This window comes from Glutamicibacter sp. NPDC087583, assembly GCF_044743685.1.
Taxonomy (GTDB): Bacteria; Actinomycetota; Actinomycetes; order Actinomycetales; family Micrococcaceae; genus Glutamicibacter.
In genome coordinates, this window is the sequence record NZ_JBIUWY010000001.1 from 237,010 (window position 1) to 249,591 (window position 12,582).

At 60.7% G+C, this 12,582-nt stretch carries 10 protein-coding genes; 5 read left to right on the plus strand and 5 right to left on the minus strand.

The window, feature by feature from the left end; translation table 11 throughout:
- Positions 1–20 precede the first annotated feature (20 nt).
- Positions 21–1,046, plus strand: a complete 1,026-nt coding sequence (locus ACIOU9_RS01125; protein ID WP_402695874.1) for a hypothetical protein — start codon at positions 21–23, stop codon at positions 1,044–1,046.
- Between the two features lie 25 nt (positions 1,047–1,071).
- Here the strand turns inward: ACIOU9_RS01125 and ACIOU9_RS01130 are convergent, their stop codons facing one another.
- Positions 1,072–1,935 (minus strand): phosphatase PAP2 family protein, encoded by an 864-nt coding sequence (locus ACIOU9_RS01130; RefSeq protein ID WP_105656915.1) that lies wholly within the window; start codon positions 1,933–1,935, stop codon positions 1,072–1,074.
- 80 nt (positions 1,936–2,015) lie between these two features.
- On the opposite strand from ACIOU9_RS01130, the gene ACIOU9_RS01135 reads away from it, so the two are divergent.
- From ACIOU9_RS01135 to menD, 3 genes are all read left to right on the plus strand, one after another.
- A complete protein-coding gene (locus ACIOU9_RS01135; protein WP_400342018.1) occupies positions 2,016–3,011 on the plus strand; it encodes an o-succinylbenzoate synthase in 996 nt (331 codons plus the stop codon).
- 125 nt (positions 3,012–3,136) lie between these two features.
- Complete coding sequence (locus ACIOU9_RS01140; protein ID WP_402695876.1) at positions 3,137–5,260, plus strand: PhoX family protein; 2,124 nt, start codon at positions 3,137–3,139, stop codon at positions 5,258–5,260.
- A 155-nt stretch (positions 5,261–5,415) separates the two neighbouring features.
- Entirely contained in the window at positions 5,416–7,107 is a 1,692-nt protein-coding gene (menD, locus tag ACIOU9_RS01145; RefSeq protein WP_402696313.1) for a 2-succinyl-5-enolpyruvyl-6-hydroxy-3-cyclohexene-1-carboxylic-acid synthase, read from the plus strand.
- A gap of 70 nt (positions 7,108–7,177) precedes the next feature.
- Here the strand turns inward: menD and ACIOU9_RS01150 are convergent, their stop codons facing one another.
- From ACIOU9_RS01150 to ACIOU9_RS01165, 4 genes are all read right to left on the minus strand, one after another.
- Positions 7,178–7,960, minus strand: a complete 783-nt coding sequence (locus ACIOU9_RS01150) for an amino acid ABC transporter ATP-binding protein (RefSeq protein ID WP_133833593.1) — start codon at positions 7,958–7,960, stop codon at positions 7,178–7,180.
- A 13-nt stretch (positions 7,961–7,973) separates the two neighbouring features.
- Positions 7,974–8,765 carry an amino acid ABC transporter permease gene (locus tag ACIOU9_RS01155; protein WP_105656910.1) on the minus strand — a complete coding sequence of 264 codons (792 nt, stop codon included), beginning with the start codon at positions 8,763–8,765 and terminating at the stop codon, positions 7,974–7,976.
- Positions 8,766–8,863: 98 nt separating this feature from the next.
- Positions 8,864–9,652, minus strand: a complete 789-nt coding sequence (locus ACIOU9_RS01160) for an ABC transporter substrate-binding protein (protein WP_133833594.1) — start codon at positions 9,650–9,652, stop codon at positions 8,864–8,866.
- Positions 9,653–9,818: 166 nt separating this feature from the next.
- A complete protein-coding gene (locus tag ACIOU9_RS01165) occupies positions 9,819–11,156 on the minus strand; it encodes an isochorismate synthase MenF (RefSeq protein ID WP_402695878.1) in 1,338 nt (445 codons plus the stop codon).
- Positions 11,157–11,446: 290 nt separating this feature from the next.
- Here ACIOU9_RS01165 and ACIOU9_RS01170 point away from each other — a divergent pair, with 290 nt between their 5' ends.
- Positions 11,447–12,544, plus strand: coding sequence for a polyprenyl synthetase family protein (locus tag ACIOU9_RS01170; protein ID WP_402695880.1), 1,098 nt, complete (start codon positions 11,447–11,449; stop codon positions 12,542–12,544).
- Positions 12,545–12,582 lie beyond the last annotated feature (38 nt).

The following is a 12,582-nucleotide window of genomic DNA, read 5'->3' on the forward strand; positions in this document are numbered from 1 at the left end:
AGCAGGAACAGGGGATTGAGATGTCAACAGCGGGGACCGGAATCAAGAACCGGCCATTCATCTACCTGCTGCTCCTGCTACCGACGGCCATTGTGCTGGGCGCCTACGCCCTGCTCGCCGGCAAACTGCCGGAAATGACCGCCACTCACTGGAGTTCGACCTATCCGGACGAGTTTACCCGCACCGCGGTGTTTGTTCCCGTCTGCATCGGGCTATGCATTCTTGGTGCCATCACCGGAGTGATTTCCTTGGCGCTGCGCCGCAAACCGGCACTGCTCATGGTGCTGCTCTTCGCCGGCGGGTTGCTCTCCTGGAGTGCAGCTGGCGTATTCGTCGGCTCGGCGGTGCCTACAGCGCTCGCCGAGACACCTGAAACCGCAGTGCTGGGCGGCATGATGGTTGTGCTGATTGCCTGCTCGCTGCTGGGCATTGCGCCACTGTGGGTCAGCGGCATCTACCAGCAATACACCAGGCAATCCGTTGAGGCCCGCCAGGCACGAAGTGATGCAGCGCAGGGCATCCAGCGGCCTGTTGCGGCGGGGACACCAGTCATGGCACGGCAAGAATTCAATCAAACGATGGCAGCACCGTGGTGGACGTGGCTGCTATGCCTGGTGGTGTTCGTGGCGCTTTTCATTGCTGTTGCGTTGCCGCTGCTGACCGGTGACAGCCAAGATGGCGACTGGGTGGGCTTCATCGTTGCCATGACCCTGTCGGCCGTGGCGTGCGTATCGATTCTGGGTTTGATCTGGATTCGGGTATCGATCAGCGGTGATCGCTTCCGGGTATCATCAGCGGTCTTGGGGTTCCCGATGCGAACCATCAAAATCGACGAAATTGAATCTGCGACCAGCGAAAAGATCGTTCCCATGATGTGGGGAGGCTGGGGCTGGCGAATCATTCCAGGCGGTTCGGCCATCGTGATGAAAGAACACGAAGGCCTCGTTTTCGAACTCAAGAACAAGAAGCGTTTCGCCGTGACCATCCCGGAATCGCAGCAAGCCGCAGACTTGCTCAATGCCCGTATGGCCTGCGGGAAACAGTAGCGAATAACGTTTCTGGGCCTGCGCCCTACTTATTGAAGGTGCGCATGGGCCCGATAACCACCGAGCGCAGCACCAAGCCGGATACCAGCGAAGCGGCCACGACATGGATGATCCCCAATGCCGCGTAGACCAATTGCAGGAACTCCGGGATCTTCTGGATATGCGGGTGCGGCAGGAGGAACGAGAGCCCGATTACCGCAGCCCAGACAACCAGGCTGCCGGCCCCAACTTTCCTCGACCAGGTGCCCTTTGGCAGTTCATGGCTCAGCGGCTGGATGCGCTGGAGCACGACCGAGGCCAAGACCATCCAGAATCCGGCCACCACGAAACCAGCTGCAATGTCACTTGGACGGTGCCAACCGCAGATCAAAGTGGCCACCCCGGTCACCGTCGCGAACAACCACGCGATCGGCTGGACTACCGGACGCAGTTTCGGTGGTGAAACCAGGTACATCAGTCCCATTGCGGCGGCAGCGGCGGTGGTGTGTCCTGAGGGAAAAGAATTTCCTGTGGTGCCGAAGTTGAAATCCGGGCGGGACAAGATCTCGTGCTTGAGCAATTGCGTGCTGCCCGCTGCGGCTGCGGCCGCGATGACCGCCACGATGGCCCGCAGGAAGCGCCGGTCTCGAATCACGCGATACAGCAGGAAAACTGCCGCAATGATGCCGCAGATTGCCGGCAAGAGATTCAGGAATTCACGGATCGGATTAATCAGGTCCGTCCGGGGCCACCATTGCGACCACGCTATGAATCCAGCCTGATCGGCCCATTGCCCCACACGCTGCTGGACGAAAAATACGTATTCGAGGCAGAACAGCGAAATCAGCAACAGCAGAGCCCACCACCACCTGATATGGTGCGGGCGCGCGGATGCTGGATTGCGAGGCATATCTCTAGGGTGTCATATCCGGCACGGGGAACGGCACAGTTCAGGCATGTAACTATGCCCACCCTCGATAGGCTTAGAGCATGAGTGTTGAACTTCCGCCCCTTGAAGATCTGCTGGCAAATTCCCATGTTGTCCGGTTGCCGATGCGTGTGAAATTCCGTGGTGTCACCCAGCGTGAAGCGCTGCTGATCAACGGGCCGGAAGGTTGGGGCGAGTTCTCCGCATTTACCGAGTACGGACCGGCCGAAGCCTCACTGTGGCTAGCCGCCGGAATCGAGGCCGCTTACCAGCCGTTCCCGGAACCGTTGCGCACCAGCATTCCGGTCAACGCCACCTTGCCTGCAGTTGCGGTAAAAGATGTCGGAGCGGTTCTCGAACGCTATGACGCGCCGCACACCATCAAGATCAAAGTGGCAGAAAAAGGCCAGGGGATCGAGCAGGACCTGGCGCGTGTAGCTGAGGCCCGTCGGCTCTACCCGCAAGCAGCGCTGCGCGTGGACGCGAATATGGGATGGGATATTGCCCAGGCGGTCCCGGCCTTGAAGGCCCTGAGCGAGTACGACCTGCAATACGCGGAGCAACCAGTGCCTGGCATTACCGGGCTGGCAGAAGTCCGCGAGCAACTGCGCAACGCCGGCAACCCCTTGAAGATCGCCGCTGATGAAGCGGTGCGGAAGCACACCGACCCCTTGGAAGTCTCGCGGTTGGGCGCAGCAGATCTGATGGTCATCAAGGCCCAACCGCTGGGCGGCATCGGTGCGGTGCTGCAAATTGCCAAGCAAGCCGAACTGGATGTTGTCGTGTCCAGCGCCCTGGATACTTCGGTAGGGCTGGCCCAAGCCGCCGCCTTAGCCAGCGCGCTGCCAGAACTGCCCTATGCCTGCGGCCTTGCGACGGGCACCTTGTTCGCCGAAGACGTATGTGCCGAGCCGTTGCTGGCCACCGCTGGGTACTTGCCGGTGCGTCGCATTGAGCCGGATCACCAGAAATTGGATGGCTTGCGTCCGCAAGAGGCGCGCGTGCGCTGGTGGCTGCAACGCCTGGAGTCCTGTTATGCCGAGCTGACTAGGGGATAACCCCAGGCAAGAATCTATTTCCCCGGCGTTAACCTTTGCGTTGCATTTAGAACACTTCCAAGTGAAAACCTCAGTTCGAGTCATTCCCCTGACAATGAGCCACATACTGAGGAAGTGAGCGGATCATGAATCCAACCCGTACCCTTTTGCCAATGCTGGGCCACACCCGCGGCGGTCGTTCTGCAGCTACTTGCCACTTCAAGTGCGCCGACGCCTGCACCAAGCCAGATTGCAACACTTCGTCCAACGGCTACTTCAAGGACATTGCCGACAAATCGCTCTCCCGCCGCAGCATGCTGGGCCTGGGAGCCGTCGGTGCTTCAGCGCTGGTCATCGGCCCGCAGCTTTTCGGTGCAGCCGACGCTACCGCGGCACCACTGGTGCCAATGAAGCCGGGTAAGGGCGGGCACCTTTCATTCGATGCCATTGAGCCGGTGTCGCGTTCGGTGGATACTGTTTCCGTTCCAGAAGGCTATGACTGGAATGCCATCATCCGCTGGGGCGACCCGCTCTTCAAGAACACCGCGGAATTCGATGCTTCCAAGCAGTCCGCCCGCAAGCAGGCTGAGCAGTTCGGCTACAACTGCGACTACCTGGACATCATTGTCGACAAGTACTCGGGACGCACCGGCGTGCTGGTTGCCAACCACGAATACACCAATGAAGACATGATGTTCGACTCGGCTTGGTTCGAAGCGAACCAGGAAGAAGCCCGCAAGATCGCGATGAACGCGCATGGCTTCTCAGTGGTCGAGGTCAAGCGCAAGAAGAATGACAAGAAGTGGAGCTACGTGCAGGGCGGCGAACGCAACCGCCGCATCACCGCTAGTACTGAATTCCGGGTCGATGGCCCAGCCGCAGGCAGCGACCTGCTCAAGACCGCCGCAGATCCAACCGGTACCAAGGTTCTTGGCACCTTGAACAACTGCGCCGGAGGCACCACCCCATGGGGCACCGTACTCTCCGGTGAAGAAAACTTCGACCAGTATTTCCGCGGCAAGGGCACCGCCGAGGAATCCCGCTACGGCATTGGCACCGCCGCGACCGACCGCGGCTGGGAAGAAAGCGACCCGCGCTTCGGCCTGCACAACGAAGGCTTCGAAAACGAAGCCAACCGTTTCGGCTGGGTAGTCGAAATCGATCCGCAGGACCCTTCGTCCACCCCGGTCAAGCACACCAGCCTGGGCCGTTTCAAGCACGAGGGCGCCAACGTTCGCATTGCCAAGAACGGCAAGGTTGTTGCCTACTCCGGCGATGACTCGCGCTTCGAGTACCTGTACAAGTTCGTCTCGAAAAACACTTTCTCCAAGCACGATCGCAAGCACAATATGGGCTTGCTCTCCGAAGGCGACCTGTACGTTGCCACGTTCGCCGGCAACTCTCCAGCTAGCGAGATCGACGGCAGCGGCGCAGTTCCGTCTGATGGTGCTTTCGACGGCATGGGAACCTGGCTGCCACTGGTGAAGAACGGCGAATCCAAGGTGGAGGGCATGGGCATCGACGAGGTGCTGGTCTACACCCGCCAAGCAGCTGACAAGGTCGGCGCCACCAAGCTGGACCGTCCCGAAGATGTTGAGCCGAGCCCGGTATCCGGCAAGGTCTATGTGGCACTGACCAACAACACCGACCGCGGCAAGGACGGCAAGGAAGGCGCAACCGAGGTCAGCCCACGGGTACGCAACCGCGACGGCCACGTCCTGGAAATCACCGAAGCCGGCAACGACGCCACCGCCGCGAAGTTCACCTGGAACATCTTGCTGGTTGCCGGCGATCCAAATGTGAACGGATCGACCTACTTCTCCGGCTACCCAACGGACAAGGTCTCGCCGATTTCCTGCCCGGATAACTTGGCATTCGATTCCAAGGGCAACCTGTGGATCTCCACCGACGGCGCCCCTGGCACCATCGGCTACTCCGATGCACTGCACAAGGTAACCCTGACCGGCAAGGATCGCGGCCGTGTCGAGCAGTTCCTGGCCGTGCCAACCGGTGCAGAGACCTGCGGCCCGCTGATCCATGACAGGGACAACTCGGTCTTCGTCGCGGTGCAGCACCCGGGTGAAGGCGGCAGTTTCGCCAGCCCTACCTCGCTGTTCCCGGACTTCGTGAAGAACGCAGGAGGAGCCGGCAAGGGCGAGTTCTACGGCCCGCGCCCATCGGTCGTCCAGGTCTTCAAGCAAGATGCGAAGCCGGGCAAAGGAAACGGCAAGGGCAAGGGACACGACAAGGGCAAGGGTCACGACAAATAAGTCGGACTAGCCTGCAGTGCAAGGGCGTCGGCAGGATCCTCTCCGGGATCCGGCCGGCGCCCTTTGCCGTTCCAAGTCGGTTGACCGGCACGTCAAGGCATAGACTTGGATCATTGCCTTCAGCTTTGGAATCTAAGGAGTCATGCGGCGTGGGAATGCAGCAACCTGGCGAGCAACGCGCCATCACTACAGCTCGCCATGTGCTCTCCGCCCTGATCAGTGCCGGGATCAGGGATCTGGTGATTTCTCCCGGTTCGCGCAGCGCGCCCTTGGCCTATGCTGCAGCCGAGGCAGAAGCCGCCGGGATCCTGGATATCCATGTGCGCATCGACGAACGCTCCGCGGCCTTCATGGCACTGGGCCTCGCCCAAAGCACCATGCGGCCGGTAGCCCTCGCCGCCACCAGCGGCTCGGCCATCGGGCAGATGCTGCCTGCAGTAATGGAAGCCAACCACACCGCGACACCACTTCTGGTCCTTTCTGCCGACCGTCCAGATGAATTGCACGGCACCGGTGCCAGCCAGAGCACGCGCCAGAAAACCCTCTTTGGCGAGCACGTTCGCCTGGCCGCCAATGTCCCCGCTGGGGCAGATCCGCAACACGAGGTCCAACGCGCATTACTGGCCTTGGCCGGTGACCAGCACACTGCCGCAGGTCCGGTCCAATTGAATCTGCAGTTCCGGGATCCGCTCACCCCTGCACAGGACGAGAGGATCGAGAGCCAAAGCTGGACGGCAGTTGAGCCGGGGCAGTGGAAGGCACACGACCAGCTGGACAGAGCGAGCTTGCCGGTCCAGCAGCTGAAGCCACGCCGGAGCATTGTCGTCGCCGGGCATGGCGCCGGGCAGGAAGCGCAACGATTCGCCCATGGCCTGGGGCTGCCATTGTTTGCCGAGCCATCTTCCAACGCACGGTTCTCGGCCAACGCCATTGGCCACTACCGTCCCCTGATCACGGCGGGCATGGACCGCATTGAACGCGTGGTGCTCTTTGGCCGTCCGACGTTGAGCCGCCCGGTGGGCCAGCTTCTGGCCAACCCGGCGATCGAATCGGTGATTTGGCAGCCTCAGCCGGTGGCCTGGTATGAAGCGGGCCGGCGTCGCGAAACCCCGGTCAGCTCTTGGAGCGAATTGCAGGAGTTCGCCGGCACCGGTGCAAAGGGGTGGCTGGAAGCATGGCAGCAGCTCGATGCCCAGGCCTTGGCCGTGCGCCAGGGCCTCAGCCGCGAATCGGCGATTAACGGGGTAGATGTCGCCGACGCCATTTGGGAACACGCACCAGAAGTTCTCCTGCTTGGCTCATCGAATATAGTTCGCGACTTCGACTTGGCGGCCCGCCCCGCGCCCGGACGAACCATGACCGTGCATGCCAACCGCGGCCTTGCCGGAATTGATGGAACCATTGCCACCGCCTTGGGCCTGGCCCAGGGCGGCAAGCGGCGCACACTGGCGGTAATGGGAGATATCACCTTCGCCCATGACGCCAGTTCGCTGTCCTGGACCCCCGGCGAGGAGCAGCCAATGGTGGATATCGTGGTCTACAACGACGGGGGAGGAGCAATCTTCTCCACACTGGAGCACGGAGCCGTGGATGCCTCGGGCCGCTACGCCAATGCGGTGGAACGCCTCTTTGCCACGCCGCAGCAGCTGAGCCTGCCTGCGCTCGCCGAAGCCTATGGTTGGCAGTACGCCATGGCGGCAAGCAAGGAAGAGCTTAGCGCCATCTTGGCTGCAAGGCAGCCGGCGAACCTGCGCCTGATTGAAGTGCCGGCATCACGGAGCAGCCTGCGCGCGGAGAATCTTGAGTTGAACCGGAAGATCGGGCAGCTTTCCTGGCCAACGACCTAGGGCAAAAGAAATTCCCCTGCCTTGCCCGTCGGCAAAGACGGGCAACGCAGGGGAATTTTTGCAGTTGAACTCAGATATCCACGTGCGTGGGATCGAGCACGCGACGCAGGAAGTCCTGGGTACGTGGCTGCTGCGGATTGCCAATGACATCCACGGCCTTGCCTTCTTCCACCACGACGCCACCGTCCATGAAGAACACGCGGTCAGCAACTTCCTTGGCGAAAGCCATCTCGTGGGTGACCACCAGCATGGTCATGCCCGCTTGGGCCAGATTCTTCATAATGGACAGGACCTCGCCCACGGTCTCCGGATCCAATGCACTGGTTGGCTCATCGAAGAGCATCAGCGTTGGTTCCATGGATAGCGCTCGGGCAATGGCCACGCGCTGCTGCTGGCCGCCGGAAAGCTGGTCGGGGTAGCGATCGCCGAAGTCGCCCAGGCCTACACGTTCCAGATTGCGCAACGCGACCTTCTGGGCGTCGGCCTTCTTGCGCTTGAGCACCTTGATAGGGGATATCGTGCAGTTCTCCAGCACGGTCAGGTGCGGGAAGAGGTTGAACTGCTGGAAGACCATGCCTACTTGCTGGCGCATCTTGTCCAGGTTCACATCGGGATCGGTGACATTGAAGCCACCGACCATAATGGTTCCTCCGTTTGGCTGCTCCAGCAAATTCACGCAACGCAGCAGAGTGGACTTGCCTGAACCGGATGGGCCGATCAGGCAGACAACCTCGCCCGGAGCAACATTCAGGTCAATGCCCTTGAGCACTTCGTTGCTACCGTAGGACTTGCGCAGTCCGGTGATTTCCACGCCCGAAGCATGGACTGAAAGTTCATTGGTGTCAGTCGACATTTTCAAGTCCTATCTATCGCTTGGTCTTGGCGGCGCGGGATTCAAACTTGCGGGCCACCAAGCTCAGCGGGATGGTGATCACCAAGTAGAACAGGCCGGCGACGACCAGCGGGGTGATGCCGGCATCGATTTGCGAGATGCCGTCACGGCCAAACTTGGTCATTTCGTACTGGGCCATCGACGCACCGAGGATGAATGCCAACGAGGTGTCCTTGGTCAGCAAGATGATTTCGTTGGTCATGGGCGGCAAGACGATCTTGAACGCCTGCGGAATCACGATGGTGACCATGGCACGCCACGCTGGCATGCCCAACGAACGGGCAGCTTCGGTCTGCCCCTTGGGCACCGCCTGCAGGCCTGCACGCAGGGTCTCAGCGATGTAGGCGGCCGAGACCAGGCCCAAGGCGCACATGACATTGACCGGCTGCGGCCACTGGGTTCCGAACGCCTGAGGCAAGCCGAAGCCGAAGGCCAATAGGACCAGGATGGCTGGAATACCGCGGAAGAATTCGATAAATGCAGTGGCGAACCAGCGATATGGCGCGAAGGACGCCATTTTCATCAGGGCCAGAAGCAGACCCAGGATGAGGCCGAAGGCGAAGGAGATGATCGTGTAGAAGATCGTGTTCTTCAGACCGACCAAGATCATGCCAGGGAACATCGGTCCCAATTTGTCGAAGGAGAAGAAGGCATAAATGGCCTTGTTCCAATCAACGGCCAAGACCAGTGCGATGATCGCGATGATGAAGATGGCGATTTGAATGGTCTTGCTCATGCGGGCGCGCTGACGTGTAGTCATTGCCATGCTTGATTACCTCTCATAAAGGAAGCGGAAGCTGGACTGCCAACCTGTGGGTGCAGTCCATGCCCCCGCTTGCCTTGGAATCAGTTGATGCTCGAGAATTACTTCTCGCCGAACCACTTCACAGTCAGTTCTTCCATGGTTCCTGCATCGGCCAGCCGCTTGAGGGTGCCATTGACCAGTTCCAGGGTCTTGGGCTGGTCCTGCGGAACTGCAATGCCCAGCTGCTCGCCGGTCTTGAAGTCGGCCACGACGCTGAAGCCGTCCTTATCCTTGATCGCGTAGCCCAATACCGACTGGTTGCCCAGCAATGCATCCACTTGGCCAGCCAGAAGTGCCTGGGTTTGCAAACCGGCATCCTCGAAGCCAACGATGTTGCTCAAGCCCTGTTCCTTGGCGTACTTCTCGCCGGTGGTGGCCTGCTGGACGCCGACCTTCTTGTCCTTGGCGGATTCAAGATCCTTGATTTCAGAACCGTCAGCCGAAATCAGCACCAGATCGTCATCCATATAAGGGGTGGAGAAGTCCATCTTGGCCGAACGCTCTTCGGTGATCGATACCGAGGAGATCGCGATATCGCACTGGGTGCTGAACAGGCCGGATTCAATGGAGTCGAAGCTGGCGTCGATGACGTTCAGATCCAGTTCTGCATCCTTGGCAATCTCGGCAGCGATATCCATATCGAAGCCGACGTTCTTGCCGTCCTTGACGAATTCGAATGGTTCGTAAGGAATGTCTGAGCAAATGGTGAGTTTGCCTTCGTTGAGCGGGAAGGAACCAGCTTCGGCTTCACCTTCGGAACTGGAGCCGGAACCGCAGGCGGTGAGAGCCAGCAGTGCAACGGACGTGACGGCAACTGCGGAGGCGAACTTCTTCTTGAGACTACGCATAGGATCAGAACCTACTTTCGGGTTATGCGAGTGGATCAGTGCGTAGCCACAATCATAACCGGGGCAACACTAGGCTGAGATTCACCTCACACATGTCGCGTCGAGGCTAAGTATTATTTATGCTCAGTGCGATCCTAGCGGCCTTGATCCGCTGTGCAGCCTGCGCCTACTCGGCTCCGAGGGCTTGGCGCATGGGGCGCATCTTCGCCCATGATTCGGCTAGTTCATCCTCGGGCACCGAGCCCGGAACAATGCCGCAACCCGCGTACAAGCGCATCAGCTTTTCGTCTTCCAGGATTCCGCCACGCAGCGCGATGCCGAATTCGCCATCGCCACGGCTGTCAACCCAGCCCACGGGGCCGGCATACGGTCCGCGGTCCATGCCTTCCAGCTCGCGCAAGAGCACGCCAGCCTTCTTGGTCGGCGTGCCGCACACGGCAGCGGTCGGATGGAAAATCTCGGCAACATCCAGTGCGGTAGGCAGAACGCCGGCGGCATCGGCGCGCAGCTGGGCGCGTACGTCGCTGGCCAAATGCCAAACATTGGGAAGCTGCAGAATAAAAGGTTCTTCCGGCGCGCTCATGCCGTGCGAAATGGGATTCAGGGAAGCCGTGAGCGAATCTATGGCCAGCTGGTGCTCGTTGCGCTGCTTCGGATCTTCAAAGAGGTTGCGGTGCGCGAAACCGGGGTCCTCAGCGCCAGTGGCCGCGCGGTCCAGCGTGCCAGCTAATACGCGGGCCTCGGCCAAGCCGTCGGTAACGCGCACCAGCATCTCCGGGGTAGCGCCTACCAGGCCGTCCACTGAATAGGTCCAGCAATTGCCATAGTGCTCGGTCAGCGCATCGACCACGCGGGCAAGATTGATCGGGGTGGAACTATGCGCCAACACATCGCGGGCCAGCACCAGCTTGGAAATTCCGCGTTCCTCGAAACGGCCCAGCGCCTGATCCACGGCATCAAGATAGGAACCGGCGGTCAGCTGCCCGCTGGTCAGTTCGATGCTGCCCGGTTCGCCCGCCGGCAACGACGCATCGGCCATCGCGGCTTCGGCGCGGGCCAAGGCCTGCTGGTAGGTCAGCCCGTCGAGTTCCTCTGCGCTGCCGGTGATGGTAATCCAGGACTTTTCCTCATCGCGACCGATCACCAGCTGCGGGATCACCATACGCGATTCGAAGACGCTGGTGAAGGAGAACGCAAAAGAACCGAAGGACACCAGGCCGCTGCCGGGGCGGGCGATCGGGTCAATGATCTGTGCCTGTTCGATGACCTGTGCAAGCCAGGCGCGGGCACGTGCAAAGCGCTCTTCGCCGTGGGTGTGCAAGCGGGCCGCAGTGCCAAAGCCAACCAGACCGTGGCCGTTGCGGGTCCAGACCAAGCTTCGGTGACGCAATGAGTCGGCAACTAGTGTTTCGGGGGCATCAAGGTATTCAAAGGTGATGCTGGTGAGAACAGGAGCCGACGGCTGATGAGCGCTGGCGCTAAGAACGGGCGAATCTGCAGACATGATAAGGCTAAGCCTACCGCGCAATGCCGGGGGAAAAGGCTTGCGGGTGTCCGTGGTCACCCCTGTGAGATCGGCCGGGTCTGGTGAGAAGTGCCGGGGGAACCCGGTAAACTCTAAAACGACCTCCTAGGTCGCTGGTACCAGACCGGTATGCCCGGTCTGGCCATGCCAGCAATGTGCAGTGGAAAGCATCGGCTAGAGTGAAGAGATGTTTGCGTGCATCTTGCAGGCAGATTGCCTTCGCATACCGCGATGGCCAACCCGATGAAAGATAAGTAAGCCGTAGAACAGTGACTGATTCGAAGAGCAACTGGACCGCAGCCGGACACGACGTGTCCGACTCGATTGAGCTGAATCCTGAAACCGCTGCATTAGCTGCGGCCATCAATCTTCCCTCGGGCTTCGCTTTGCTGGCCGAGGACCCGGACTTCGGTCCGGCTATTTCCATCGGCTTGGCAAAGGTGGAGAAGCTGCTGCGCGACGCGCTGGCCAACTCCGACCCCTTGATCGACGCATCCAGCCGCCACCTAGTTGAGGCCGGAGGCAAGCGAGTGCGTCCGCTGCTGGTGCTGCTGACTTCCCTGCTGGGCGACGGCGTGAATGACGATGTCATCAAGGCCGCTGCCGTAGTGGAACTCACCCACCTGGCAACCCTGTACCACGATGACGTCATGGACTCCGCTCCAATGCGCCGCGGTGCACCAACAGCTCACGAGGTGTGGGGCAACTCGGTGGCGATTCTCGCCGGCGACCTGATCTTCGCCCGTGCATCGGTCTTCGGATCCGAGCTGGGCCCAGAAGCAGTCATGTGGCAGTCGCGCACCTTCGAGCGCTTGTGCCTCGGACAGCTGCATGAATCCATCGGCCCGCGCGAGGGCGACGATGCCATCGAGCACCACATCCAGGTAATCAGCGACAAGACCGCGTCGCTGCTCTCCACCTCCGGAGCCTTCGGCGCCCGTTTCGGTGGCGCCCCGCAGTACATTGAGGTACTGCGCGAGTATGGCGAAAAGGTTGGCGTTGCCTTCCAGGTCGCCGATGACGTGATCGACTTGGCATCCACGGAAGCCGACTCGGGCAAGACTCCGGGCACCGATTTGCGTGAAGGCGTGCCGACCTTGCCAATTCTGCTGCTGCGCCAGGCAGCAGCCGAGGGCGACGCGCAAGCGCAGCAGGCTGTCGAACTGGTTGATGCGGACCTGGCCACCGATGAAGCACTGGCGGCCGCTGTGGAAGCTGTCACCTCGCACCAGGCAATCCATGATGCATGGAAGGCCGCACGCCAGTGGGCCGATGACGCGATTGCCGTCTTGGCTCCACTGCCCGAGGGCACCGTGAAGCAGGCGCTGATTTCCTTCGCGGATGCGGTTGTTACCCGCGAAGCCTAGGCAAGCTTGAACAAGCAAAACCCCGGAAGACTGCGAAG